Source organism: Streptomyces griseochromogenes (genome assembly GCF_001542625.1).
Taxonomy (GTDB): Bacteria; Actinomycetota; Actinomycetes; order Streptomycetales; family Streptomycetaceae; genus Streptomyces; species Streptomyces griseochromogenes.
The window spans coordinates 4,664,074-4,689,658 of record NZ_CP016279.1 but is presented as its reverse complement, the minus strand read 5'-3'; the positions used below and the strand labels follow the sequence as shown (position 1 = coordinate 4,689,658).

The following is a 25,585-nucleotide window of genomic DNA, read 5'->3' as shown; positions in this document are numbered from 1 at the left end:
CCCCTCTACAGGCGGACCCCGCCACCAGGCTCTCACACCAAAGGCGCGACGACGTACCGGACTACGGCGTACCGGTGGCGGCATCGCGGCCCTCACGCAGGGTGAGTCACGCATGGTGACGTCCGGATGCGCACGGTGTTCCGTTTGCCGTGAGCGACCATGGGGCGGCGGCGGGGAGCGGCGCCGTTCCGCTCGTCACCGTTCTCGCCACCGGCCCCGGCAGGGGATCGTGGCGGCCCTGGTTGTGGAGCGATCGGTTCTCTCAACGGCTTTGCGGATCACGGGGTCTGATCCGGGACGCGGCACCGAGACAGGGCCTGCCCCGGCCCAGGGGTCCGGGCGCCCCCGTGGGCAGCCCGGACCCGTGCCTCATGCGGCGAGGACGTGTCCTGGGTGAAGTACCACCTTGGTGTAGCCCTCGATCCGCTTGTCGAACTTCTCGTAGGCCAGCGGGGCCTCCTCCAGCGACATCTCGTGGGAGACCACGAAGCTGGGCTTGGCCCGCCCGGCGATGATCATGTCCCGCAGCTGGCGGTTGTACCGCTTGACGTTGCACTGTCCGGTGCCCATCTGCTGGCCCTTCTCGAACATCTTGCCGATGGAGACCAGTAGCTGACCGTGCTTGGCGTGCTCGTCGGGTCCACCCGGGTCGGACGGCACGTACAGGCCCGGGACGCCGAGCATGCCGGTGGGCCGGACCGTCATGACCAGCTCGTTGAGGACGATGGCGGGTTCCTCGTGGCTGGCGTCGTGTGCCTGGGCCTGGTACCCGACGGCGTCCACGCCCTTGTCGGTTCCCTCTCCGTTCGTCTGTTCCTTGATCTGCTCGGCCGGGTCGCCCTTGGTGAAGTCGATGGGGATCGCCCCTATCTCCTCCGCCTTGGCGAGCCGCTCGGGCACCCGGTCCACGGAGAACACCTTCGCCGCGCCGCGCAGCAGTGCCGAGTAGGCGGCCATCAGGCCCACAGGTCCCGCGCCGTAGACGGCCACGCTCTCGCCGGGGGACACCTGGGCGAGTTCGCATCCGTGGTATCCGGTCGGGAAGATGTCGGCGAGCAGCACGAAGTCGGTCTCGAATTCGTTGCCCGGCGGCAGCTTCAGACAGTTGAAGTCGGCGAAAGGCACCCGCAGCAGCTCGGCCTGGCCGCCCTTGTAGGGGCCCATCGCCACGTAACCGTAGGCTCCGCCGGCAAAACCGGGATTGACCGTCAGGCAGAAACCGGTCTTTCCGGCGAGGCAGTTCTTGCAGAATCCGCAGGCGACGTTGAACGGCATGACGACGCGGTCCCCCTGGGACAGGGAGGTCACACCGGTGCCGACCTCCTCGACTATCCCGAGGTTCTCGTGTCCGAAGACTATGCCCGCCTCGGCCGCCGTGCGGCCCTCATACATGTGCAGGTCGGATCCGCAGATGGCGGTCGACGTGACCCGTACCAGAACATCGTTCGGATGCTGGATCTGCGGATCATCGACGTCCCTCACCGTCACGCTGAAGGGCTTCTCGTAGACAACGGCTTTCACCTGGATCACCTCCGCGTCGAGCGCTGGACGACGGCGGCGAGGGACAGAAAGCCGCTGGCGGGGCACACACACGAAGGCGGGCCCTCGGACTGTGCCGTGGCCCTCACGCGCTCGCTTCACCGCCGGTACTTCCAGGTAACGCCCCTGGGGCGGGGGCTGCAACCCACGTCGGCGGCACCACGTCCGGGGCGGTCGATCAGGCTCTTGGGCCAGGCACCGCTGCAACAACGCGGTCCTCCGTCCGCCCGTACGCCCGGCGCCGCTACCGGACGCGCCGGGAGCGGTCGTGTCGCTCACGCCAGGTCGATACCCAGCTCGGTGTCCGGTCGGCATCGCCGGCAGGCTTCGACATTCGGGTCGGTGAGCGCGGCCCGTGCCTCGTCGGCCCTGATCCGGTGCGGCCGTCCCTCGATCATGCTGCAGTCGACCAGGTGGATCAGGGCGGGCTCGGGCCCCGTCGGCGTCCGCTTCTGCTGCACCACGAAGCCCACTCCCGCCGCGGGCAGGGGCGTGAAACCGGGCAGTGCTCCCCCGCCCTTCGCCCGGCTCGGCCGCCGCGGGGGCCGGTGTTCCGCGCGGGCGAGGGCTTCCCGTACGGCGTCCCGCTGGAGCCGCAGGTAGACGCCGATCGTGTGGTTCTCCGCGATCTGCCGGTCGAGGTGAGCCAGGATCATCCGGAGCCGGGGCAGATCAGGCGGCAGCTGCGACAAGACGCGCACCAGCCGCCCTGCACGGGACGACGCACATGGTCAGCTCCTTCTCTCCTGCCACGCCGTGTACAGGCTCGATCGCGCAGCCGTCCGCCGGCCGCCGTCCCAGTACGGATGGAACAGCACCTGCGCCGACAGCCGGATGAGCCTTCGCCGCAGCGCGGTGCGTGGCTCGGCCGCCAGCCGGCGGTAGGTGGTGTGCCACTCCTCCAGGGCTTGGGTGAGGTCGTCGGGAATCGGCCGCATGGCCAGATTCAATCATGTGTTCGATTTTCTGCGCCACCGGCGGCACGGGCACGGCAGGGCAATCCACCCTCGGGCCCAGATGGGATCAACCAGAGCAGCCGCCCCGTCGGCGGGCGGAACAGCGGGGTGGGAAACTGCGTATCGAAGCAGGAGCGTCTCTTGATCGTGACGACTTTCCAGACCTCGCTGCGAACGGCGAACCTCGACGACCTGGACGAGATCACCGACCTCCACACGCAGGCGCGCACCGCGTACTACCAGGCAGGTGGACATTCGGAGACGGAGCTCACCTCTCCCGAGGGGCGGTCCAGCCGACGGGAGATGTGGATGCGTGCCGTCCAGGACGACACCAAGACGGTGCTGTGCGCCGTGCGCGAAGGCGAGATGGTGGGCATCCTGGCGATGGGCCCTCCGCTGGACCCTGACATGGACGCCGCTTCCGCCGCTCAGCTCTATCAGATCCACGTCCGTGCAGGGCGCTGGGGACAGGGGATCGGCAGCCAGTTGCACGCGGCGTTCGTACGGTTCCTCCGCGACGCGTCCTTGACGGCCGGGGTGCTCGAAGCGTGGGAACGCAACAGCCGAGCCCAGGCGTTCTATGCCCGGCACGGATGGATGCCCGACGGGCACCATCGGCCCGGCCCCTGCGACGCGAACTATGTACGTCTGCGCCTCGATGTGGGCCCCTCGGCCTGACTCCCTCTGGCGGAATGGTTGATTGCTGTTTGGGTTCTGTTGGGGGGCATTGTCGGCCAATGTGACGCGCTCGCGCCGACCGCCACCGAGCGAGCGCGCCGAGCCGCTCGCCGAAACAGCGTGGCGCGGATACGGAGGCACGTGCCCCTGGCAGGGAACGCCTTCCTTTGGCGCCGCAACGCCCCCACGCACGCGGGTTCCCGGAGGCCGATGACCGTCCGTCCGGGCCGGTGAAGGCGTACGGCCTTCATGGCTTGCGCCGGATCGACCCTTGCCCGAAGGGCGCGGGACAGACCGCTGTCGTCTTCCGGGTACACCATCGCGAAGCGCCGGAGCGGTTCGCCGCGCCCTGTGCGCGCGCCGGCCGAGGCATGCCACAGGGGACCTCGGCGCGCGCGTTCGGCCAGTCGACTGTCGGCCATATCCGGCGCGGCGAGCGAGCGGCGGGGAGCTTCCGGACCCTTGTTCCCGCCGCGCCCGGGTGATTAGGCTCCGGCTCGCTTTCGCATCTCGTACACATTTCTCTCACATGATGACCAGATTCTTCGGTTCGGCAGCCGTTTCCGCGTAGGCGCTCCGGTGGCCTTCTCACGGGGGACTGTCAGCACATCCAGGGGGTGGAGGAGATCGACGTGTCTCGACCACCGCGGCGTACCGCCGACGAGGAGCCGCCGTCCGCGGCCGTCGCCGCTCCCCTCCCGCCGCGGAGTGCGTCCCGTGCGGGCAGCCGACGCGACGTCGCCGTCCTGTGGTGCGTCAACGCCGTCGACGGACTCGGCAGCCAGGCATCCGGGCTGGTGTTCCCGCTTCTGCTCCTGGACCTGGGCCACGGCCCTGGCACAGCGGGCGTGTTCGCCAGCGTGGCCGCCTTCGCCGGTGTGTTCTTCGGGCCGCTCATCGCGGTACCGTCCGATCGGGGCCACCGGCGCCGCCTCATGACCGGCTCGGCGCTGACGGCATCGCTGGCGATGGCGGGCCTGGCCGTCTGCTGTCTCCGCCACCCGCCCCCGTGGGTCCTGCTGAGCCTGGCTCTGACCGAGCGCCTGTGCGCGACGGCCTACGAGACCGCGGCGCGCGGGGCCCTGAGCCGGCTGGCGGCGCCGGACGATCTGCCGCGTGCCGTGGCCGGAGTCCAGGCGGGCGATCAGACGGCGCTGGTGGCGGGACCGGCACTGGGCGGCGTCCTGTTCGGTCTGAGCCGTTTCCTGCCGTTCGCCGTCGACGCGGTCTCCTACGCCATGGCGGCTCTCGGAGTGCGGGCCATTCGTACTCCCCTGGATTCTCCGAGCGTTGACGTGGCTTCGCCAGGCACGCCCTTATCCTCGCCCGACGCATCGTCGGCTCCGGTCGGCAAAGAGCCCCTTGCGTCACGTCGGCCTTCCTTCGGCGCGCTGCGGGCCGGCCTCGCCGCCGTGGTCCACTCCCCCGTGCTGCGACTCGTGCTGCTGTGGTCGTCGGTGGCGAGCGGGGTGTTGGCCCTGCTGTTCTATACCGCGGTGTTCGTTCTGGGCACCGGCGCGGGAAGTGCCACCACCGGTGGGGTGCTCGCGGCCTCCGGCGCGGCGGGCATGGTCGGTTCGCTGGTGGCGGCGCGGATCGTGAAACGGTTCGGCGCTCATCGGTCGCTGACGGCGGCCACGTGGCTGCTGCTCCCGCCGTGTGCCGCGCTGTCGGCGGCCGACCGTCCTTGGCTCTGGGGGCTGTGTTTCTCCGCGCTGTGCCTGGTACTTCCGGTGGTCACCGTCGTCCTGGGCGGCGCCGCCGTCCTCGCCGTCCCTCAGGATCTGCAGTCCCGGACCGGGGCCGTACTCGGATCCGCCACCGCCGTCACGGCCGCCGTGGCGCCCGCTGTCGCGGCCGCCCTGGTGACCTGGGGCGGCCCGCGGGCACCGGCCCTGACCTGCGGCGCCGTCCTGGCCCTGCTCGCGGTCCACACGCAGCGCACGGCCCGCACCGTGCTGCGGCCTGCCGTCCCCGGGGACGCGCACGAGGACACCCGCCCTGCCGGATCGTCCCCGGGGAGTCGGTCATGACCAGCCCTTACCAGGTGTTCGTCGCAACCCTCCCCGACGTGTGCCCGGCGGACCCCAGCCGCATGGTGTTCACCGCGGACTCCGGCGGGCGGTGCGAGGTCTTCACGTGGGACTCCGGGGCCCGCCGGGCCCGCCAGGTCACCGACACCCCCGGCGGCACGGCCCACTGCGCGATCGACGCCGACGGCTACGTGTGGTGGTTCGAGCAGGACGCGACGGACACTGGCCGCTGGTGGTTTCAGCACTTCGACGGCGGCCCGCGGCTGCCGGGCCTGCCGGGTGCGCCGGCCGGGCAACCGCGCGGGCTGGCCGTGACCGCGGGCGGAGCGGTCGTCGCGGCCGTCGCCCTCGGACGGGAGACGGTACTGCTGGTGGGGCGGCGCGGCCGCGCCCCGCACGAGGTGCTGCGCACCTCCGCACCGTGCCGACTGGGCGGCTTCGCCCCCGACGGCACTCTGATCGCCCTGGCGTCGTCGGCCGACGACGCGGCGGCGGTCACGGTCGTCACAACCGACGGCCGTACCGTCGCCACACTGCCCGGCTCCGGCCGTTCCGGACCCGGCCTGCCCGAACCCGGTCGTACCGTCTCCGCAGTGCCCGGATCCCACCGGTCCGGCACCGGCCTGTGGTGCCAAGGTTTCTCGTCCCGGCCCGGACACCGCGAGCTGCTGCTGGTCCAGGACCTCGGGGACTGCTACGCCCCGGCCACCTGGACACCGGAGGAAGGACTGCGTACGCACCGCTGGTGCACGTTCGACACGGAGATCAGCGCCCGCTGGTATCCGCGGACCCGCGAGGTGCTGGTGCGTCAGGACCGGCACGGCCGCTCCCTGCTGTACCGCGTGGACCTGGGCTCCCGGGCGCGCAGGATCGTACCCACGCCCGCCGGCAGCCTGCTGGACGCGGCGCCCCGCACCGGCGGAGCGGTCGACTATCTGTGGACCGACACCGCCCACCCGCCCGTCGCGCACGCCACGGACGGCATGGCACTGCCCCCGCCCGGCCTCTCGACCGTCGTCCCCGGCAGACACACCGCTCGGTGGACGTCCACGGCGTGGGGACGCCTGCACACCCTGCTGAGCCTGCCGGAACGGGACGGCCGCGTGCCGCCGCCCGCCGTCTTCCTGGTACACGGCGGACCGGCCGACCACGACCGGGACGCCTACGACGCCACGGTGCACTCGCTGGTGGCCTCCGGCTACGCGGTCGTCCGCGTCAACTACCGCGGCTCCACCGGGTACGGGCCGCGCTGGCGGCGCGCGTTCCCCGCCGGAGTCGGCCACACGCAGGTGGAGGACCTGGCCGCGGTCCGCGCCGAGCTCGTCTCCCGGGGCCTCGTCGCCGGTGACGCGAGCGCGCTGTGGGGTGTGTCCTGGGGCGCCTACCTGGTGCTGCTCGCCCTCGGCACCCGCCCCGGGCTGTGGCAGGCCGGCATCGCCGTCAAGCCGGTCGCCGACTGGGTCACCGCCCACCGGGCGACCACGCCGGCGCTGCGGGCCCTGGACATCCGGCTGTTCGGCGGCACTCCGGACGAGGTGCCGGAACGTTACGCCAGCAGTTCGCCCCTCTCCTACGCGGCGGCGGTCACGGCACCGCTGCTCGTGGTCGGCGCGACCCGGGACGCCAAATGCCCGCCCGGGCAGATCCGTACCTATCTCGCCGCGCTGGCCGCGGCGGACGTACCGCACGAGGCCATGTGGCTGGACAGCGGACACGACGGCTACGACGGCGCCACGCACGTCGCCGTCCTGCGCCGGTCCCTGTTCTTTCTGCGCGACCGGTTGCCCGACCCGGCGCCGCGCGCCCCCGGACGTCCCCCGGCACCCGCCGGAGGGCCCCGGTCCCGCTGAGGCAACAGCGGGACCGGGCTCGCACAGCACCATCCCCGTCACAGAAGGAGGAAGACCGTGCAGAAGGACATCATCCACAACGACCCGCTCGCGGGCGACGAGGAGAACCGCAAGCCGGGCATCGGCATCACGATCACCATCCCGTTCCGCAACGCCGACGAGGGCGGCGACGACGAGGAGTGAACAACGGCCCGGCCGGCCCGTCGAGCACACGGGCCGGCCGGGCTCCCCGTTCCTCCCGCCCTTCTGCCTGCGCCGTCCCTCAAGGAGCCGACCGTGCGCGTTCTCCTGCTCAACATGCCCTGGTCGCCCATCGACCTGCCCTCCTTGGCCCTGGGCATCCTCAAACGCAGTGTCGACGAGCGCGTTGCGGGCGCGACGTGCGAGGTGCTGCACGCCAACCTGGAATTCACCGACTGGATCACCCGGCGCACCGAGTTCGCCGCCGAGGACTACGAGTACTACGCGCTGTCGTCCTACTTCCTCGGCTGCGGCGACTGGGTCTTCTCCAGTGCCCTGTACGACGATCCGGCCTGGAAGGACGCCGAGTTCACCGAGATGATGACCGGCAAGCTGCGCTCGGCACGGATGCGTATGACACGCCAACTGCACGAGATCGTGCCCGAGTTCGTGACGGAGGTCGCGCGGCGGGTGGCCGAGCTCGCGCCCGATGTCGTGGGGCTGACGTCCACGTTCCAGCAGAACACCGCCGCCCTGGCCGCGGCCCGGCACATCAAGCGGCTCGCCCCGCACATCGTGACGGTCATGGGCGGCGCCAACTGCGACGCCGAACAGGGCGCGGCCGTGCACCGCAACTTCCCGTTCGTCGATTTCGTCGTACGCGGTGAGGGTGAGGACGCCTTCCCGCGGCTGCTCGAAGCGCTGCGGGACGGATCGGGGGCGGCCGTGCTGGCCGACATTCCGGGCCTGTGCCACCGCGGTGACGGCGGCACGGCGTCGACCGCCAACCCGATGCCCACCGGTCCCCTGCCCCCGGCGGCGATCCTGCCTCCCGACTACAGCGGCTACTTCGAACGCCTCGCCGAGTCGGTCGCCCGTAACTGGGTGGAGCCGAAACTGGTCGTCGAGGGCGCGCGCGGCTGCTGGTGGGGCGAGAAGCACCACTGCACGTTCTGCGGTCTGAACGGCTCGTTCATGCAGTTCCGCAGCAAGAGCCCCGACACCTTCTACCAGGAGATCATGGACCTGGCGGAGCGCCATCGCGTCCTCGACATGTACGTCGTCGACAACATCCTCGACATGCGGTACCTGTCCAGCGTGCTGCCCCGCATCATCGACAGCGGTTACGACCTGCGCATGCACATCGAGATCAAGGCGAACATGCGCCGCCCGCAGCTGCAGGTCCTCGCCGACGCCGGACTCATCTACGTACAGCCGGGCATCGAGAGCCTCAACAGCAGGGTGCTCGACCTCATGGACAAGGGAGTCAGCGGCTGCCAGAACGTGCGCATGCTCCGGGACGCGGCCGAGACGGGACTGTCCGTGTCCTGGAACTATCTGCACGGCTTCCCCGGTGAGACCGCCGAGGACTACGACCCCGTGATCCGCCAACTGCCCGCGCTGGAACACCTGAACCCGCCGGTCGACCTGTCCGCCCGGATCGCCATCGAGCGCTTCAGCCCCTACTTCAAGCGGCCCGAACTGGGCTTCACCGGGCTGCGCCCGGAGGAGCACTACACCTTCACCTACGACCTGCCCGAGGCGGAACTCCACGACCTGGCCTACGTCTTCCAGGCCCCCGAACGCGGCATCGAGAAGGACACGGTGACCCGGCTGAACGACGCCATCGCCACATGGAAGAAGCACCACACCGACGCCAGGCTCACCCACACCGACCTGGGGGACGAGATCGTCCTGGTCAGCCGGAGGCCCTCCTTCGACTGGCAGACCCTGCGCCTGACCGACCCGTTCGCCGTCGCGGTCTTCCGGCTCCTGGACCAGCCGCACTCCCCCGCGGCCCTGCACCGCAAGGCGACCTCCGTCCCCGCCTTCGCCGAACGCGCTCCCGAGGACGTGCGAGGCCTTCTGAACGACTGGACGGACCTCGGCGTGACCTTCACGGACGCGGGCCAGTACGTCCACATCGCACCTGCCTCCGTCAACCAGGACTTCCTGCGCCTGGACTACATGAGCCATGTGCACACCCGCCCCACGGCCGAACCGGCCGGCGCACCCGTCACCGCGACGCCCGCCGCATCGGCTCCCGCACTCCCCTGACCCCGCCTTCCTCGCCGATCCGACTCCGGCCACCGACAAGGACCGACCATGCCACCGAGCACTCCGAGCCCGGCCGTCCAGGCCTGGCGCGACCACGACGCTCAGGCCCGGACGCTGCCGGGCATGTCCCTGGGCCGCGTCCCGCTCACCGCTGAGCCCGGCGACGCCGAACGGCTGTGGGCCATGGGCGCGCGACGCGCCGAACTCGACAGCCCCGTGGACCTCGCCACGCCCGGGCAGGCCGCCGCCCGCGCGGCGGTCGACCGGCTCTGCCTGATCCGCGACCTGACGGCCCGCGCCGTCCAGGTCGACTGGGATCTGCGCCTGCCCCCGGACCGCGCCGACCACCTCTGGAAGGTGCTGTCCCACCTCCATCCGCCACGCACCGTCCACGGCCTCGCCGACGCCGACACCGCTCTGCACGCCTGGCGAACCCGTCACTACCTCTGCAAACTGATATGGCGTCGGGGGCCGGGCTTTCTGCAGATCCGCGACCGGCGCTGGGGCGATCTACGCCGGTTCACCGCCGACGACCCCCGCTACCCGGCCGCCATCGCCCGACTCGACCGAGGCGTGCACCAAGCGGACATCGCCCCCGACATCCTGGAAGAGCTCACCGCCGAACACCTGGTCCTGCGAGCGGACGAGCTCGCCTGGTGGCTGCCTTACCACGTCTCCCGCTGGCTCCAGGAGGCGATGGCCGTGTAGGCCGTGCCGTCTGCGCGGAGCGACCCGGGCGGCACAGCCCCGGACCCGGCGCGGAACAAACTGATCGTCTCCGCGACGATGGTCCCGTAGGGTGCGCGAGTTGTCCTGACGGAGAGGCGGTTCGGAACGTGGCACCCAGGGCAGTGACGCGGGACCGGTTGGCGGGCGCCGCACGGGCCGCGCTGGGCGGCGGGCGGCGGCTGGACGCGGTCGAGCCGGTCGCGGGCGGCAGTAGGAAGGGCGTGTACCGCCTGGTGATGGACGACGCGACGACGGCGATCGCGTACGTATGGGACAACACCGAGAACTACTGGCCGGCGGCCGAGGGCGACGACGACCTCACCGACCCGTTCTCGCCCGGCCTCGGACTCGGTCTGTTCGAGGCCGCCCACACGCGGCTGCACGCACTCGGCGTCCGCGTCCCGGCGATCCGTCTCGTCGACCGCGACGGCGTCCACTACCCGTCGGATCTCGCGGTCGTCGAGGACATCCCGGGCGAGAGTCTGGAGCGACTCCTCGCGCGCGACCCACGCGCGGCCGCCCCGGTCCTGCGCCGGCTCGGGGACGCTCTGGAGGCGATGCGGCGCCACCGGGCGTCCGGGTACGGCAAGGTGGCCGTGGTCGACGCGGGAGGAACGTCACGCGGGACGTCGTGCGAGCAAGTGGTCCTCGAACGTGCGCTGCGGGACCTCGCCGAGGCCGCGTCGCGTGATCCGCGGATCGCCGGAGTCCGCGTGCGCCTGGAGGAGCGGTTGCGCAGCCTGGCGGCGGCGGTGCGGCCGCGCGCGCGGTATGCGGTCGTGCACGGTGAACTCGGTCCCGACCATGTGCTGGTGGACGCGGAGGGGAACCCCGTGGCGATCGACATCGAGGGGTCGATGTACTTCGACGTCGAGTGGGAGCACGTCTTCCTGCAGATCCGCCTGGGCGATGCCTACCGGGCGCTGGCGGTGGACGGACTGGACGAGGACCGGCTCGCTCTCTACCTGCTGGCACAGCGGCTCTCACTGACTGCCGGACCACTGCGACTGCTCGACGGGGACTTCCCCGACCGGGCGGACATGGCGGGCATCGCCGAGTACAACCTGCGCAAGACGCTGGAAACACTGTGGTGACGGACGGCGGCAGTGCCCCCGCGTGACCGGCGACGTCAGATTCCGAGTGCTCCCGCGGGGTGGCCGTGCTCGCGGCCGCACGCGGTGAGCGCGAGGACTCCGGAACCCCCGACTCGGGCACTCGCTCCGAACGCGCCGGGATCGACGGACAGCCGGGCCGCGATGTCATGGGCGTAGCAGGTGTCGGGAATCCGGAGTTCCTCCTTCACCTGGCGGTACCTAGCGGCGAACGCCTCGGGGTCCGAGTGGCTCACGCCGGTTCCACGAGGGAGTCGCGGGCCGCTCGGGTACGGTCCCAGGAGCCGGAGAGGCTTTCGGTCAGATGTCCCAACTCGGTCGTCTCAGCGGGCGGCAGCAGCCACGCGCTCCACGACGGGCCGCCAGGACTCCAGACCCTCCACCCGCAGGCCCACCACCTTGCCCGCGTCGTCGGCGCGGCGCAGTGCGACCGCCGCCGCGAAGTCGGGGTCGGCCTCGAAGGCCGCCGCCTCCTGCCGCGTCAGGGGGCCGCCCTGGCATCCGAGCGTGCGGGCACTCTCCGGCGACAGCACGAGGTCCGGATCGGCGGTGGCGAGATAGCGCTTGGCCGGGATGTGCAGGGCGACCAGGCGGGCGACCCGCGGGCCCAGCAAGTCCTCCACCGCCCGCGCGGCGTGCGTACCGTGGCCCTCCTCGTCACCGGGTACGAGGTAGTGGCCGATGTCGTGGACGAGCCCGGCCACCTGCAGTTCCTCGTCCTGCGGGTTGCGCTCGGCCAGCACCGAGGCGACCTGGAGGCCATGGTCGAGGATGGCCACCGGGTCACCGGAGCGGTCCGGGCGGTCCCAGGCGTCGGCGCAGTCGGCCAGCAGTGCCATCAGCTCGTCCACGGAGGGAATGCGGTCGTACGTCATGCCGCCACGCTGCAGCAATCGGGGATACGGCAGGTAACAGCGAGGTGTCGTCTTTCCCTGGCACCCGCTCCCCTTCGATCGAACCCAATATACATCGGATGAGTAAGAGAGCTCGGCGGGGCTTCGATGCGTGCGCTTGGCGCGGACTCTGCCAGTAAGTCGCCTTTCCACAGCCTGATTTCCTTCTCTCGCGAGTCGTTGACAGGTCCATCAAGCATGCCTAGGTTCCCCGATACACCCGATGTATGAATGATGATCCGTCAACTCTGGAGGACGATGATGACCTCACAGCCGGGGAAGCGCTCGCCGATGCCTCGCAGAGTCGTGCTCGGCACCGCGCTGGGCGGAGCGGCAGCGGCGGCGTTGTCCGGGACGGCGCATGCCGAACAGAGCGCGCAGGCGTTGCCGTCAGACGGTGCCGGTCCGGCGGCCGAGGGCGGCAGACACCCCTGGAGGCTCCGGGACACCATGACCGGCGACGGCGCCTGGGAGCGGTTCCTGCGCGGCCAGGACCTGCGGTGGGCCAGACTGCCCGCCCTCTGGCACGAGGGTCCCTTCCTCGGCGACGGGTTACTGGGCAGCATGATCTACCAGGAGCCGGGCGCCCACCAGATCCGCTTCACCGTCCAGCACGGCCGCGTCCAGGACCACCGTCCCGAGTTCGGCAGCGGTTGGGGCACCTGCCGTCTGCCGGTCGGGCATCTCACGCTCGAACCGGTCGGCACCATCACCGCCGTCGACTGGCGGCTGAGCCTGTGGAACGCCGAACTCGCCGGCACCGTCACCACCACCGCGGGCACGCTCACCCTCTCCGCCCTCATCCACGACGAGGTCCTGGCCGTCCGCGCCAGGGCCGGCGGCGCCGAACGGGTCGTCTGGACGTTCCGTCCCGAGGACGCCGTCAGCCCCCGGCGGATCAGCGAGGCCCCGCCCTCCGGCTACACCGCCAACCCGCCCTGGACCACGAAGACCGCCGCAGACGGCACCGAGCAGGTGCTCCAGCCCCTCACCGGCGGCGGCCAGACCGCCACCGCGTACCGCCGCACCGGCGATGATCTGCTGCTCGGCGTCGGACACAGCTTCCCTTCGGACACCGCCGCCGAGGCCGCCTCCCTGCGCAACCTCCGGCACGCGACGTCGTACGGGACCCTCCGGCGACGGCACATCCGCTGGTGGCACGGCTTCTACCGGAAGAGCTTCGTCTCGTTCCCCGACCAGCGGTTGCAGAGTTTCCACTGGATCCAGCTCTACAAGGTCGCCTCCGCCAGCCGCGCGGGCGGCCCCGTCATGGCCACCTCCGGGCCGTGGCTGGAGCCCACGCCCTGGCCCGCGGTCTGGTGGAACCTCAACGTCCAGCTGGAGTACTGGCTCATCCATGGCTTCAACCACCCGGAGCTCGACGCGCTCGCCACCACCCTTCGGCAGAACCAGGAGCAGCTCACCGCCAACGTGCCCGAGGCCTACCGCGCGGACAGCTCCGGCATCGGCCGCAGCTCCGACATGTTCGCCGACCGCGGGGTGGGCCGGCCGGGCACCGGCGCCGAGACCGGTGACCTCACCTGGGCGCTGCACAACGTGTGGCTGTCCTACCGGCACTCCATGGACGAGGCTCTGCTGCGCGACACGATCTTCCCGGTGCTCCGCCGGGCGATCAACTACTACCTGCACTTCCTGACTCCGGGAAGCGACGGCAAGCTCCACCTGCCGAGCACGCTGTCACCGGAATACCCCGTCGTGCCGCCGCAGGACACCAACTACGATCTGGCGCTGATCCGCTGGGGCTGCCGGACACTCATCGAGTCGGCCCGACTGCTGGGCATCGACGACGAGTTGATTCCGCGCTGGCAGGAGGTGCTGGCCAGGCTCACGCCGTACCCGGTCGACGAGAACGGCTTCATGATCGGCGCAGACACCCCGTACGCGCAGTCCCACCGGCACTACTCGCACCTGCTGATGGTGTACCCGCTGTACCTCGTCAACTGGGACCAGCCCGAGAGCCGCGACCTGATCGCGAAGTCGGTGGCCCGCTGGCACGCGCTGACCGGAGCCCACCGGGGCTACAGCTACACCGGAGCCGCCTCGATGTACGCGATGACCGGCGACGGTGACACCGCGATCACCTATCTGCGCAAGTTCTTCGACCCCACCACCCGCTTCCCCTGCCGCGCCAACACCCACTACACCGAGGCCGGTCCGGTCATCGAGACGCCCTTGTCCGCCTCGCAGTCCCTGCACGACATGTTCTGCCAGAACTGGGGCGGCGTGATCCGCGTCTTCCCGGCCGTCCCGTCCGCCTGGGCGGATGTCACCCTGCACAACTTCCGAACCCAGGGCGCCTTTCTGGTCAGTGCCGTCAGAAAGGCGGGGGCGACCCGCTTCGTCCGGATCAGGAGCCTGGCGGGCGAGCCTCTCAGGCTCCGGCACGGGCTCGGCGGGACCCTCACCGCCCTGTTGGACGACGACACCCCCGCCCACACCGAGGACCTGGGCGACGGCACCCTCGCCATCGATCTGCCCCGAGGCCGCGAAGTACTGGTCCACTCCGGCTCCCGGCCCGATCTCGTCATCGCCCCCGTCACCCTCAGCGAGCCGGGCCCGGCCTGGGGCCTGCCCCGGTGACGGCCGCCGCCTCCTGCCCCTGGCGCCCAGGCGTCACCACCTGCCCTCGCTGATCGATCCGCCGTTCTCCCTCCGCGGCGCACAGCCCTGATCGCCGGGGAGGGAGAAGGACGGCGGCACGGAGCGGACAGACGGACGCGGGCCGTTCCTCGTCAGGGGATCACCTCGATCCGCTCGCGGTTGAGCAGATACATGGGCAGATACGGCTGCGTCGTGTCGACGGGGAACTCGTAGTCGTAGGCGAGGCTCGCCATCGCGAGTGGTCCGAGTGCCACCCGGGCGCGCGGGGCGGGCGATTCGCCCCAGTAACCGGCGTGCTCCGCGAGGGCTTCCGCCAGTGTCTTGGCGAAGGTGTCGTGGTCGCGCGCGATGAGGCGGTGGAAGAGCGCGATCGGCTGGTAGTCGATCCGGTTCACGAAGTCTTTCGGCGCGTGGGTCAGAGCGTCGGGCATGGAGCTCTCCATGGTGGCGAGCAGCTTCTCCACGACGTCGTCCATGGACCGGCCGGAGAAGTAGGTCTGCAGGGTGTCGATCCAGTGCAGGACGTACTCGTCGACGGAGTCGTCCTGTCGCAGCGTCTCCAGCGGCACCTCGCACAGCCGGCCGATCCGGTCCTTCTGGCGGCACACGGCCGCGAGGTAGAGGGCATCGAGCCAGGCGCGGGCGTCCGCGGGAGGCTCGGCGGGCGTGGCGGGCAACTGCCGGACGAAACCCTCGCCCAGATGACACTCCTGCGGCTGGGCTCCGGTGAACAAGGCGGAACCGAGTTGGACCGCGGTGGCCCATGCGTCCCACGTGCCGACGTGCGCCGCTTTCGGGTCGGTGGCGCAGCGGGCGTGCGCGAGTGCGAGGGCGGAGGCGAAGGCGTCGCCCAGGCCCGTCGGGTCCTGGCCGAGGTGTGCTATCGACTCGGCGGTGGCGTGGGCGAGTTCGGCGAGGTCGGGCGCCGTGGCCACGGTGCTCGTCGCGAGCCGGCCGGCGCGGTCGAGGCGGACCAGGCCCTTCATCAGGCCGAGCAGCAGCGGCGGCGGCCGCAGGGAGAAGGTGCGGGTGTCGTGGTCGATGACCGTGAGCGAGGTCAGGCCGCCCCGGTGCCACCAGTAGACCCGGGGTGACAGCGCGCCCGGCCCGTCCTCGTGTGCGCCCAACGCGTATGCGGCGAGGCTGTTGAGGGCGTCCACGACGGAGCCGTCGGCGATCGGGTGGTACACGAGATTGTGCCGCGTCGGCACGACGACGAGGGCACCGGCGTCCGGGAGCGGCTCGCCGACGGCCTGCCGGGCCGCTTCGGACAGGAACAGCGCCTTGCCCGCGACGAACGGGGAGTCTCCGTACAGGGAGTGCAGCATCGCCCCCTCCTCGACGACCACTTCGTCGTGCTGCACGGGTACGCGCATCAGGTTCGCGTAGGCGGCCCGCCCCAGCTCCTCGATCCCGGCGCGCTCCACGTCGTCGTCGGTGAGGATCCGCACGCTGGTGGGCGCGTCGAGGGCGTAGGCGAAGACGAGTCCGTCGGCCACCACGCGCGCGTAGCGCAGGGCGTTGGCGAGTTCGGGGGTGAGCGACTCGACGGGCAGCAGCCGGGCATGGACATCCCGCAGCAGTTCCTCCGCGCTCTCGCCACCCTTGCTCGCCTGTCGCAGGCGGGCGAAGTGCGCGGCGACCAGGCCGGGCCATTGTTCCTCGGGCACCTTGCGGCACATGTGCGCGAGATCGTGCAGGGAGTGGTGGTGCCCGTCCTGGGCGTACGGGGCTGCGAGTGCGCGCAGATGCGAGGCCTGCGCGGAAGTCAGCATCGGCAGGCCGGAGTCGGGAGTGTCGTGTGATGTCATCCCCGTGACTCTACGAGGCGTGCACGCGCCGTCGTGACACCGAGGTCGGGGCTCGCGGTCGCGGATCGGCGACGGCAGGGGCCCCGGCGGTACACGACCGCCGGGGCCCCTGCCCGGGTGCGGAGGACCGCTGACCGGTCTCAGTCCGTGCCGGACTCCATCGCGGCGCGGTCCAGCATCGTCTCCTCGTCCGCGGCCTCTCCGCGCGAGGCGATCGCCTCGGCGCCGCCGCCGTCCATCGCACCGATCAGACCGGTCGAGGCGGCCTGCGCGGCCCCGATCAGCGTCGGGTGATCGGCGCCGACCATGCCCAGAACCGCGTACTGCTCGAGTCGCGCGCGGGAGTCGGCGATGTCGAGGTTGCGCATGGTCAGCTGGCCGATCCGGTCGGACGGGCCGAACGCCGAGTCCTCGGTCCGCTCCATGGACAGCTTGTCCGGGTGGTAGCTGAACGCGGGGCCCGTGGTGTCGAGGATCGAGTAGTCCTCGCCGCGCCGCAGCCGCAGCGTGACCTCACCGGTGATCGCCGCTCCGACCCAGCGCTGCAGCGACTCGCGCACCATCAGCGCCTGCGGGTCCAGCCAGCGGCCCTCGTAGAGCAGCCGGCCGAGGCGCCGTCCCTCGTTGTGGTACTGGGCGACGGTGTCCTCGTTGTGGATCGCGTTGACCAGGCGCTCGTAGGCCGTGTGCAGCAGGGCCATGCCCGGCGCCTCGTAGATACCGCGGCTCTTGGCCTCGATGATCCGGTTCTCGATCTGGTCGGACATGCCCAGGCCGTGGCGGCCGCCGATGGCGTTCGCCTCCATCACCAGGTCGACGGCGGAGGGGAACTCCTTGCCGTTGATCGTCACCGGGCGGCCCTGCTCGAAGCCGATCGTCACGTCCTCGGTGAGGATCTCGACGTCCGGGTCCCAGAACCGCACGCCCATGATCGGCTCGACGGTCTCAAGGCCGGTGTCCAGGTGTTCCAGGGTCTTCGCCTCGTGCGTGGCGCCCCAGATGTTGGCGTCGGTGGAGTACGCCTTCTCCGTGCTGTCGCGGTAGGGCAGATTGTGGGCGAGCAGCCACTCCGACATTTCCTTGCGGCCGCCGAGTTCGGTCACGAAGTCCGCGTCCAGCCAGGGCTTGTAGATCCGCAGGTGCGGGTTGGCGAGCAGGCCGTACCGATAGAACCGCTCGATGTCGTTGCCCTTGAAGGTGGAGCCGTCGCCCCAGATCTGTACGTCGTCCTCGAGCATCGCCCGCACCAGGAGGGTGCCGGTGACGGCGCGGCCGAGGGGCGTGGTGTTGAAGTAGGGGCGCCCGCCCGAGCGGATGTGGAAGGCCCCGCAGGCGAGCGCGGCGAGCCCCTCCTCGACCAGTGCCTCGCGGCAGTCGACCAGACGGGCGACCTCGGCGCCGTAGGTCTTCGCACGGCCGGGCACCGAGTCGATGTCGGGCTCGTCGTACTGGCCGATGTCGGCGGTGTACGTGCACGGGACGGCGCCCTTGTCGCGCATCCACGCGACCGCGACGGACGTGTCGAGGCCGCCCGAGAACGCGATGCCGATGCGCTCGCCGACGGGGAGGGAGGTGAGGACCTTGGACATGGGAAGACTATGCCACGCCGCGCATCTTTATGCAAAGGCGCTGGTTCGAAGAAAGCGGGCCGCCAGCGAGAGGGCGCCCGGGCGGTGTGCGCCCCTGAGGCATTCGGCTTGCCGGAAGTCTGATCCGCTCCCGTACCGGCAGCCATGAGCACGATGGGGACATGAGCGGACACCAGCCTGCCCCTCAGCGGCTCGATCACGGCGAACGTGCGCCATCGGCTCGGGTGCGGGCGTGACGTAGGAGCGGCAGCAGAGCGCTGTGCCGGCGAGATCAGCGGAGTGCGGCCGGCCGGCGCCGGACCGATGCGGCGTGGCAGCGGGCCGGCTCGGATCAGCCGTGCGGTGCGGCCGCGAGGCGCGGCCGGTGGACCAAGTCGCGGGTTTCGGTCGCCGGGACTCCCCCGCGCGCCGCCGCCGCGTTGCGCCACTCGGCGTCGTCGTCGCACAGACGCGAGTCACGCAACGCGGCGACAGCAGCGTCGGTGTGTACCGACCTCGGCGTCCCCGGATGCCGGTCGGTGTGCTGGTCCCGGGCGCCCGGCCCGGCGGGAGCCGCCGGGCCGGAGGAGAGTGCGCCCGGTATCGGGCCGCTGACCGTGCGGTGCAGGGGCCGCACCGGGCCGTCGCCCAAGTTCTCGACGGGACCGCCGACGGCCACGCCACCCGGGATCAGCTTCTCCTTGTCGTTGTCACCCGTGTTCGCTCGTGCGGGTCAGTCCTCTCCTCCCTCGCGTTCCGTCTCCTCGTGGCGCGGATGGTCCGGTCGTTTCGGGTGCATCGGGGGGACGGGCCTCTCCGGCTTCTCCGGCATCATCGGCTTGACCGGATGCGCGGGCTTCTCCGGCATCATCGGCTTCACCGGATGCGCGGGCTTCTCCGGCATCATCGGCTTCACCGGATGCGCCGGCTTCTCCGGCATCATCGGCTTCACCGGATGCGCGGGCTTCTCCGGCATCATCGGCTTCACCGGATGCGCCGGCTTCTCCGGCATCATCGGCTTCACCGGGTACGCGGGCTTCTCCGGCATCATCGGCTTCACCGGGTACGCGGGCTTCTCCGGCATCATCGGCTTCACCGGGTACGCGGGCTTCTCCGGCATCATCGGCTTCACCGGGTACGCGGGCTTCTCCGGCATCATCGGCTTCACCGGGTACGCGGGCTTCTCCGGCATCATCGGCTTCACCGGGTACGCGGGCTTCTCCGGCATCATCGGCTTCACCGGGTACGCGGGCTTCTCCGGCATCATCGGCTTCACCGGGTACGCGGGCTTCTCCGGCATCATCGGCTTCACCGGGTACGCGGGCTTCTCCGGCATCATCGGCTTCACCGGCATCACAGGCTTGGCCGGATACGCAGGCCTCTCCGGAAGCATCGGCTTCATCGGCTTGGCCGGATACGCAGGCTTCTCCGGCAACATCGGCTTCACCGGGTACGCGGGCTTCTCCGGAAGCATCGGCTTCTCCGGCTTGGCCGGATACGCAGGCTTCTCCGGAAGCATCGGCTTGACCGGCTTGGCCGGATACGCAGGCTTCTCCGGAAGCATCGGCTTCTCCGGCTTGGCCGGATACGCAGGCTTCTCCGGAAGCATCGGCTTGACCGGCTTGGCCGGATACGCAGGCTTCTCCGGAAGCATCGGCTTGACCGGCTTGGCCGGATACGCAGGCTTCTCCGGAAGCATCGGCTTCATCGGCTTGGCCGGATACGCGGGCTTCTCCGGAAGCATCGGCTTGACCGGCTTGGCCGGATACGCGGGCTTCTCCGGAAGCATCGGCTTGACCGGCTTGGCCGGATACGCAGGCTTCTCCGGAAGCATCGGCTTGACCGGCTTGGCCGGATACGCGGGCTTCTCCGGATACATCGGCTTCACCGGATGCTCAGGCTTCACCGGATACATCGGCTTCACCGGACGCTCAGGCTTCGCCGGATACACCGGCCGCTCCGGATACACCGGCTTCACCGGATGCTCGGGCTTCATCGGATACACCGGCTTCACCGGATGCTCAGGCTTCACCGGATACATCGGCTTCACCGGATGCTCAGGCTTCGCCGGAAAGGCCGGCTTCTCCGGATACGAGGCCTTCTGCGGGTGTTCGGGCTTCGACGGGTGAGGCGGGTAGGCGGGCATGCCCGGGTACGGCGGGTGCGGAGGTGTGCGGTCCTGAGCGTAGGCCATCCCCCCGGTCGCCAGCGGCGCTGCGGCGAGCGCGACAGCGATGGCCGTCGGCGCCAGAGCAGATCGCCATCGCGGCGATGTCTTCATTTACTCCACTCTCCTCGACTTGGTTCAGGGCTTTGTGACGGTTGGTCAGCACCAAGAACTGGATAGTGGAATGAATGGGAAGTCGGCTTACATGAATAACGCTGCGACGGCTATAAGCCACCGGATGGTGTAGCGCGGGAGGCCAGTTGACCCGGATGGTCGCGAGGGATTGGGTCAGGACGGGTTCACGGCGCAGTCAGATCAACATACTGGCCGCTCCTGTCGAGCAGCGGGAGCTTCTGGAAAAGCAGTTCGTGTCGCAGGCCGACGCTGCGTCGAAACTCCGGCCCGGCAGAACGTCGACGAGCTCGGCGGCCAGGTGAACGGTCAGGACGGCCGGACGACCCTCCGGATGCTGCCGCCGCGCCGGCTGTACAGCGGTTCACTCCGCGGTGCCGCGATCGGATGCACCGCGTCCGCCCGCCGGATGGGCTCCGCCCCGACCTCGTGCAGGCCGAGGCTGTGGACCATCCCGGCCTGCACGAGCCGGCACGAACCGGATCGAGGTGGATCGGGCCGGATCAGGTGCTGCGAGAAGCAGTCTCCGACGGCACGGCGTTCACTGCTTCCTTCTCGCGGGATCGCTCTGCCCAGCGGACCACTGGCGGCGCCACGAATCCCACGCTCAGGAAGATCCCGCCCATCAGCAGCCAGCCCAGCTTGCCGCTGTCGAGGCAGAGCCACGCCAGTACGGACGGTGCGACAACGCTCGCCAGCCCACCGCCGAAGCGGAAGACACCCGAGTACTGGCCCTGCGCGTGCGCGGGGGCGAGGCTGTAGCGCAACTCGAACGAACCGGCCGCGTAGAGGAGTTCACCCAGGGTGTGCACGCCCACTCCGAGAAGGATCAGCGGGACGGCGCCCCAAGCGGGCGCGCCGGAGGCGAGGCCGATGAGCGTCATCCCGATCAGGAAGGCGCCGCCCGCACGGCGCCAGGCGTGTGCGGCGGCGACGTTGGTATCGATGCCCCGGCTGGTCCTCACCTGAAGGAAGATCACCATGACGGTGTTCAGGAGGACGCTGGATCCGGCGAACCAGCGAGGGGCATGGGTATGGCCGACGATCCACAGCGGCAGGGCGAAAACCAGGACGGAGCCGTGGATCGACATCAAGCCGTCAAGAGCGGTGATCACCATGTAGCGGTGGTCCTTCAACGCCGACCAGCGTCCGCCGCCTCGGGGAGCCGGGACGGGCGGCAGGGACGGCAGTCGGCTGACGACGTAGGCCGTTGCCGCGAAGCTCAGAGCGTTTCCCAGGACGAGGCAGACGTATGCGGCACGGGTGTCCAGTTGGACGACTAGCGCGGCCAGCAGGGCACCGATGCTGGAGGCCAGGTTGACGGCGGCGCGCAGATAGGCGCGGAAACGGGCCGGGCGAGGGCCGGAGAAGCCGCGCACGATGGGTCCGCGCGCCGCCTGGCTGGCGGAGCTCGCGAGTTCGGTGAGGCAGACCACCAGTGTGAAGAGCCAGAACGAGTGGAGGAGGACCATCCCGGCCATCGCGACGGCCTGAACGGCCAGCGTCAGCATGTAGACCTCGCGCGGGCCGCGCCGGTCGGCGATCCGCCCGACGGGAACGCCGGAGAGCAGCCCCACCACGGCGCCCACGCCAAGGCCCAGGCCGACTTGCGCGACCGAGAGTCCCACGGAGCGGGTGAAGAAGACAGCGGCGCTGAGCATGAACACCCCGCTGCCGAGCATGTTGACGAAGCTCGCGGTCGCGAGCGTCCGCCTCGGGCCCGGTCGGAGGAGAATGCCGCGAGCGACGAGCCAGGATTCGCTGCCTTTCGCGCCTTCCGCGGACGGTTCTTCGGGCGCGCGGTTCGGTACACCTGGTAACACCATTCCCCCATGTCTGACGGCCGATTGTCAGGACAGGCGAGTGGTGCTCCACCGCGTAGGCTCGTCCTGAGCCTGATATGCGCCGTCACCACCGCCGACCAGGGAGTATGGGTTGGTGAGGGAGGTTCGGAACAGGTTCGGCCGGCAAGGGAAGAATCACAGCAGAGGCGGGAACGATTCCTGTGGCGTGCGGCGTTGGAATACACGTGAAGGTCGCCGGGGAGAAGTGCTCAGGCCCTCGGCCCACTTCGACCACGGCACCGCGATGGGCGTCCGGATCAGGGAGATCCACCGCGGCCGCGTCCGGCACCGAGTCCCAGCGCGCCACGCGTCGCACACGGCAGTCGGACCGGAGAACCGACCGGGGCGGTCAGTGGATGTCCCCCTCCTCGGGGACGACGACCTGGTCGATCAGCGATTGGATCTTCTCGGTCGGCAGGGCGACGGCGAGGGCCCAGTAGTAGATGGCGAGGCTGAAGGCCGCGGTGACGCCGATGTCCCACCACAGCGGGAACCACGGGTGCCTGAGGGGTCCGAAGTCACTGAGGTAGACGATCAGGCCCATGCCGATCAGGTAGACGGGCAGCCACTGGGCGGCGCGCAGGTCGAGTTGCGGAGTGATCGGGTTCATCTTGAACAGCCGGTTCGCCACCAGGATGACGTAGCCGATGAGGATGGCGACGCCGAGCTTCCAGTCGGTGGTCCACCCCGACCACAGGATCAGCAGATTGGCCACGACGAAGGCCAGCGGAGACATCCAGCTGCCTCCGGGGAGCCGGTAGGGGCGATGTGCGTCCGGCAGCCGGTTGCGGAACACACCGAAGGAGAGCGGCGCTCCGGCGTACATGAGCACGCTGGCGCTGGTGATCAGCCCGACGAGGGAGCGCCAGCTGGGGAAGGGCAGGAAGCAGACGCAGCCGATCACGAAGGCGGTGATGAGGCCCGCCCAGGGGACGCCGCGCCGGTTGGTGGTCTCGAACACGGAGGGCACGTAGCCGTTTCGGCTGAGGCCATAGGAGACGCGGGAGGAACCGGTGATGTAGATCAGGCCGGTACCGGCGGGAGAGATCACGGCGTCGAGGTAAAGGATCGTGGCCAGCCAGCCGAGGCTGATGAGGGTGGCGACCTGGGCGAACGGGCCGCTGAGCGCGTTGAACGCGGAGGTGGCCCAGTGGCTGCCGATCTGGGAAGCGGGCAGTGCCGCGAGGAAGGCCACCTGGAGGAGGATGTAGATCACGATGCCGAGGACGATCGACCCGATCACCGCCCGCGGGATGTCCCTCTTGGGGTTGGCGCTCTCACCGGCGAGTTGGTCGGCCTGCTCGAACCCGAGCAGCGCGAAGATGATGCCGCTGGTGGAGACGGCGGACAGGATGCCCTTGGCGCCGTAGGGGTCGAATCCGTCGGCGGCGGTGAAGTTGCTGGTGTGGAACTGGGCGACGGCGAAGACGAAGATCGTCAGGAGAGGGACGCCGACCTTCCACCAGGTGGCCGCGCTGTTGGTCCGTGCCAGCAGACGGATGCTGAGGAAGTTGACGGCCGTGATGACAGCCATCAGGCCCGCCGCGACAGCGATGCCGGGTGGGGTCAGGACGTGTTCGCCGCCCTGGATCTTCTCCCAGCCGCTCGCCCAGGAATAGTGCTGGGCGTAGGTGATCATCGCCAGTACCTCGATGGGCGCCACCGTGGCCGCCTGCAGCCACGAGAACCAGCCGAACGACGCGCCCGCGGCCCCGCCGAACGCGTAGTGCGGGAAGCGGGCGGTGCCGCCGGACACCGGATACATGCCGCCCAGTTCGGCGTGTACCAGCGCGAGAATCAGGATCGCCAGGCCGCCGATGCCCCAGGAGATGATCGCCGCGGGTCCCGCAGCGGCCAGGGCGCCTTGAGCGCCGAACAGCCATCCGGATCCGATGATCGAGCCCTCGGACGCCCAGATGAGCCCGACAAAGCCGATCTCCCGCCTCAGTCCCGGCCGGTGGGATTCCGAGGTGGGCGGCGATTGCGACGCGGCCATGTCCCACGTCCCCTCAATCAGGGTGATGCTCACCACCATCGTGCCACCAGCTGGGCCGGAGCGGGGATGGGCCGTGCATCGAAACCGCGGCTCTTCGGTCAACGAACGGCCACTTGGGGCGGGCGTTCCCGAAGTGCGCCGTATCCGATGAAGTACGCGGGCAGGCGGCGCGCCCATCGTGACCCGGTGAGCAGGCGCACGAGGCGCTCGGCCCGCTCCGCGCTGCCGAGCGGGGGCCGGCCTTGCAGGACGGGAGCGATGACGCGGGCGTGGGCCAGCCGTTGAAGCGCCTGTGTGGCCACCGTGGTGGGACGGCGGCGGCGCTGTACCCCTCGGACGTCGTGCGGGCGCACGGTCCCGCGGCGCAGGGGCTCGGCCAGATAGCGGGCGGCGGCCACGGCGTCCTGGACGGCGAGGTTGATCCCGATGCCGAAGACCGGAGACATCGCGTGCGCGGCGTCGCCGATGCACAGCAGGCCTGGACGGTGCCAGCGGCGGAGCCGGTCCAGGCGTACGTCGAGGAGTTTGACCTCGTCCCACGAGCCGAGGGCGTCCGCTCGGTCGGCGATCCAGGGCACGGCGGCGGCGAAGTCGGCCATGAATCGGTCGAGTCCGGCGGCGCGGCGCCGTGTGTCGGTGCCCTTGGGGATGAGCGCGGCGCACTGCCAGTAGTCGCCGCGGTCGATCATGGCGGTCAGGAAGCGGTCACCGGCGCCGCCGACGAGTCCGCGCGGGTCGCCCTCGTGCCGCGGCAGGCGGAACCACCAGGCGTCCATCGGGCAGACGAAGCGGCGCAGTCCCAGCTCCGGCCGGGAGCGGGCCAGTGAGCCGCGGCCGTCGCAGGCGACGGTGAGGACGGCCCGCAGCTCGCCGGCGCGGCCGTCCGCGGTGCGGTAGCGCACCCCGGCCACCCGGCCGGACTCGACGAGGAAGGAGGTCGCCTCGGTGCTCATCCTCAGGTCGAAGGACGGTTCGCGCCGGGCCTCGTCCACGAGGAGGTCCAGCAGATCCCACTGGGGCACCATCGCCACGTAGTTGTAGGGGCCTCGCAGCACGGTGAGGTCGGAGATCGTGACCGGTGAGCGGCCGGCTCCGACGGGCAGCTGGACGGTGCGTACCCGGCGCTGCGGCAGCCGGGCGAAGCGCTCGGCCAGACCCAATTCGTCGAGCAGCGCGAGGGTTGAGGGGTGGACGGTGTCGCCGCGGAAGTCACGCAGGAAGTCGGCATGCTTCTCCAGGACCGTCACCGCGACTCCGGCCCGGGCCAGCAGCAGGGCGAGCACCATGCCCGCGGGGCCGCCTCCCACCACACAGCATGTGGTCCGTTCCATGGCAGTCCTGCCCTTCACGAGACCATTAATTCATCGGTCGATGAATACTATACTCCACGCCGCGCCCGCGCACCGGCTCCGGACCG

General features: G+C 70.4%; 20 protein-coding genes. 9 read left to right on the top strand and 11 right to left on the bottom strand.

The genetic code is table 11. The features are described from left to right. Window positions 1-369 precede the first annotated feature (369 nt). The 3 genes from AVL59_RS19860 to AVL59_RS19850 all read right to left on the bottom strand — a co-directional run bounded on the left by AVL59_RS19860 (window position 370) and on the right by AVL59_RS19850 (window position 2,477). Window positions 370-1,521, bottom strand: a complete 1,152-nt coding sequence (locus AVL59_RS19860) for a glutathione-independent formaldehyde dehydrogenase (protein WP_067317518.1) — start codon at window positions 1,519-1,521, stop codon at window positions 370-372. Between the two features lie 293 nt (window positions 1,522-1,814). After that, window positions 1,815-2,240, bottom strand: a complete 426-nt coding sequence (locus AVL59_RS19855) for a DUF6233 domain-containing protein (RefSeq protein WP_237281561.1) — start codon at window positions 2,238-2,240, stop codon at window positions 1,815-1,817. 30 nt (window positions 2,241-2,270) lie between these two features. After that, window positions 2,271-2,477 (bottom strand): hypothetical protein, encoded by a 207-nt coding sequence (locus AVL59_RS19850; RefSeq protein ID WP_067306220.1) that lies wholly within the window; start codon window positions 2,475-2,477, stop codon window positions 2,271-2,273. A 165-nt stretch (window positions 2,478-2,642) separates the two neighbouring features. Here AVL59_RS19850 and AVL59_RS19845 point away from each other — a divergent pair, with 165 nt between their 5' ends. The 7 genes from AVL59_RS19845 to AVL59_RS19820 all read left to right on the top strand — a co-directional run bounded on the left by AVL59_RS19845 (window position 2,643) and on the right by AVL59_RS19820 (window position 11,117). Continuing rightward, on the top strand, window positions 2,643-3,173 hold the full coding sequence (locus AVL59_RS19845; RefSeq protein ID WP_237281887.1) for a GNAT family N-acetyltransferase: 531 nt from the start codon (window positions 2,643-2,645) through the stop codon (window positions 3,171-3,173). A gap of 632 nt (window positions 3,174-3,805) precedes the next feature. Then, window positions 3,806-5,206, top strand: coding sequence for an MFS transporter (locus AVL59_RS19840; RefSeq protein WP_159399957.1), 1,401 nt, complete (start codon window positions 3,806-3,808; stop codon window positions 5,204-5,206). Then, complete coding sequence (locus tag AVL59_RS19835) at window positions 5,203-7,056, top strand: S9 family peptidase (protein ID WP_067306215.1); 1,854 nt, start codon at window positions 5,203-5,205, stop codon at window positions 7,054-7,056. Before AVL59_RS19840 ends, AVL59_RS19835 begins: the two co-directional genes overlap by 4 nt. Before the next feature lie 57 nt (window positions 7,057-7,113). Beyond that, entirely contained in the window at window positions 7,114-7,239 is a 126-nt protein-coding gene (locus AVL59_RS55610; RefSeq protein WP_257785090.1) for a hypothetical protein, read from the top strand. Window positions 7,240-7,332: 93 nt separating this feature from the next. Next, a complete protein-coding gene (locus AVL59_RS19830; RefSeq protein ID WP_067306212.1) occupies window positions 7,333-9,294 on the top strand; it encodes a RiPP maturation radical SAM C-methyltransferase in 1,962 nt (653 codons plus the stop codon). A gap of 48 nt (window positions 9,295-9,342) precedes the next feature. After that, window positions 9,343-10,002 carry a DUF5825 family protein gene (locus tag AVL59_RS19825; protein WP_067306209.1) on the top strand — a complete coding sequence of 220 codons (660 nt, stop codon included), beginning with the start codon at window positions 9,343-9,345 and terminating at the stop codon, window positions 10,000-10,002. Between the two features lie 143 nt (window positions 10,003-10,145). After that, window positions 10,146-11,117 carry a phosphotransferase family protein gene (locus AVL59_RS19820; protein WP_067306204.1) on the top strand — a complete coding sequence of 324 codons (972 nt, stop codon included), beginning with the start codon at window positions 10,146-10,148 and terminating at the stop codon, window positions 11,115-11,117. Between the two features lie 35 nt (window positions 11,118-11,152). Here the strand turns inward: AVL59_RS19820 and AVL59_RS19815 are convergent, their stop codons facing one another. Further along, entirely contained in the window at window positions 11,153-11,371 is a 219-nt protein-coding gene (locus AVL59_RS19815) for a hypothetical protein (protein ID WP_067306201.1), read from the bottom strand. Window positions 11,372-11,458: 87 nt separating this feature from the next. After that, window positions 11,459-12,010, bottom strand: coding sequence for an HD domain-containing protein (locus tag AVL59_RS19810; RefSeq protein ID WP_067317513.1), 552 nt, complete (start codon window positions 12,008-12,010; stop codon window positions 11,459-11,461). 279 nt (window positions 12,011-12,289) lie between these two features. Here AVL59_RS19810 and AVL59_RS19805 point away from each other — a divergent pair, with 279 nt between their 5' ends. Next, entirely contained in the window at window positions 12,290-14,629 is a 2,340-nt protein-coding gene (locus AVL59_RS19805; RefSeq protein WP_208870405.1) for a glycosyl hydrolase family 95 catalytic domain-containing protein, read from the top strand. Between the two features lie 152 nt (window positions 14,630-14,781). On the opposite strand, the gene AVL59_RS19800 is transcribed toward AVL59_RS19805, so the two are convergent. The 3 genes from AVL59_RS19800 to AVL59_RS52230 all read right to left on the bottom strand — a co-directional run bounded on the left by AVL59_RS19800 (window position 14,782) and on the right by AVL59_RS52230 (window position 18,708). Then, on the bottom strand, window positions 14,782-16,461 hold the full coding sequence (locus tag AVL59_RS19800; protein WP_067306187.1) for an immunity 49 family protein: 1,680 nt from the start codon (window positions 16,459-16,461) through the stop codon (window positions 14,782-14,784). A gap of 140 nt (window positions 16,462-16,601) precedes the next feature. Then, window positions 16,602-18,050 carry an argininosuccinate synthase gene (argG, locus tag AVL59_RS19795; RefSeq protein WP_067306185.1) on the bottom strand — a complete coding sequence of 483 codons (1,449 nt, stop codon included), beginning with the start codon at window positions 18,048-18,050 and terminating at the stop codon, window positions 16,602-16,604. A gap of 331 nt (window positions 18,051-18,381) precedes the next feature. Next, entirely contained in the window at window positions 18,382-18,708 is a 327-nt protein-coding gene (locus tag AVL59_RS52230) for a hypothetical protein (RefSeq protein WP_067306182.1), read from the bottom strand. 160 nt (window positions 18,709-18,868) lie between these two features. Here AVL59_RS52230 and AVL59_RS19785 point away from each other — a divergent pair, with 160 nt between their 5' ends. Continuing rightward, the gene (locus AVL59_RS19785; RefSeq protein ID WP_067306181.1) at window positions 18,869-20,158 is read left to right on the top strand and encodes a collagen-like protein; all 1,290 of its coding nucleotides are present in this window, start codon (window positions 18,869-18,871) and stop codon (window positions 20,156-20,158) included. Between the two features lie 673 nt (window positions 20,159-20,831). Here AVL59_RS19785 and AVL59_RS19780 read toward each other — a convergent pair. The 3 genes from AVL59_RS19780 to AVL59_RS19770 form a co-directional block, all read right to left on the bottom strand. After that, a complete protein-coding gene (locus AVL59_RS19780; RefSeq protein WP_079146804.1) occupies window positions 20,832-22,154 on the bottom strand; it encodes an MFS transporter in 1,323 nt (440 codons plus the stop codon). A 367-nt stretch (window positions 22,155-22,521) separates the two neighbouring features. Continuing rightward, entirely contained in the window at window positions 22,522-24,168 is a 1,647-nt protein-coding gene (locus tag AVL59_RS19775; RefSeq protein WP_067317509.1) for an APC family permease, read from the bottom strand. Window positions 24,169-24,266: 98 nt separating this feature from the next. Continuing rightward, complete coding sequence (locus tag AVL59_RS19770) at window positions 24,267-25,499, bottom strand: FAD-dependent oxidoreductase (RefSeq protein WP_067306178.1); 1,233 nt, start codon at window positions 25,497-25,499, stop codon at window positions 24,267-24,269. Between the last annotated feature and the right edge of the window lie 86 nt (window positions 25,500-25,585).

Bases quoted from the DNA above. Each gene is read 5' to 3' on its own strand.
- AVL59_RS19850 (WP_067306220.1), bottom strand. From the start codon at position 2,477: ATGCGGCCGATTCCCGACGACCTCACCCAAGCCCTGGAGGAGTGGCAC.
- AVL59_RS19835 (WP_067306215.1), top strand. From the start codon at position 5,203: ATGACCAGCCCTTACCAGGTGTTCGTCGCAACCCTCCCCGACGTGTGC.
- AVL59_RS19825 (WP_067306209.1), top strand. From the start codon at position 9,343: ATGCCACCGAGCACTCCGAGCCCGGCCGTCCAGGCCTGGCGCGACCAC.
- AVL59_RS19810 (WP_067317513.1), bottom strand. From the start codon at position 12,010: ATGACGTACGACCGCATTCCCTCCGTGGACGAGCTGATGGCACTGCTG.
- AVL59_RS19805 (WP_208870405.1), top strand. From the start codon at position 12,290: ATGACCTCACAGCCGGGGAAGCGCTCGCCGATGCCTCGCAGAGTCGTG.
- AVL59_RS19800 (WP_067306187.1), bottom strand. From the start codon at position 16,461: ATGACATCACACGACACTCCCGACTCCGGCCTGCCGATGCTGACTTCC.
- argG (WP_067306185.1), bottom strand. From the start codon at position 18,050: ATGTCCAAGGTCCTCACCTCCCTCCCCGTCGGCGAGCGCATCGGCATC.
- AVL59_RS19780 (WP_079146804.1), bottom strand. From the start codon at position 22,154: ATGGTGTTACCAGGTGTACCGAACCGCGCGCCCGAAGAACCGTCCGCG.
- AVL59_RS19775 (WP_067317509.1), bottom strand. From the start codon at position 24,168: ATGGCCGCGTCGCAATCGCCGCCCACCTCGGAATCCCACCGGCCGGGA.
- AVL59_RS19770 (WP_067306178.1), bottom strand. From the start codon at position 25,499: ATGGAACGGACCACATGCTGTGTGGTGGGAGGCGGCCCCGCGGGCATG.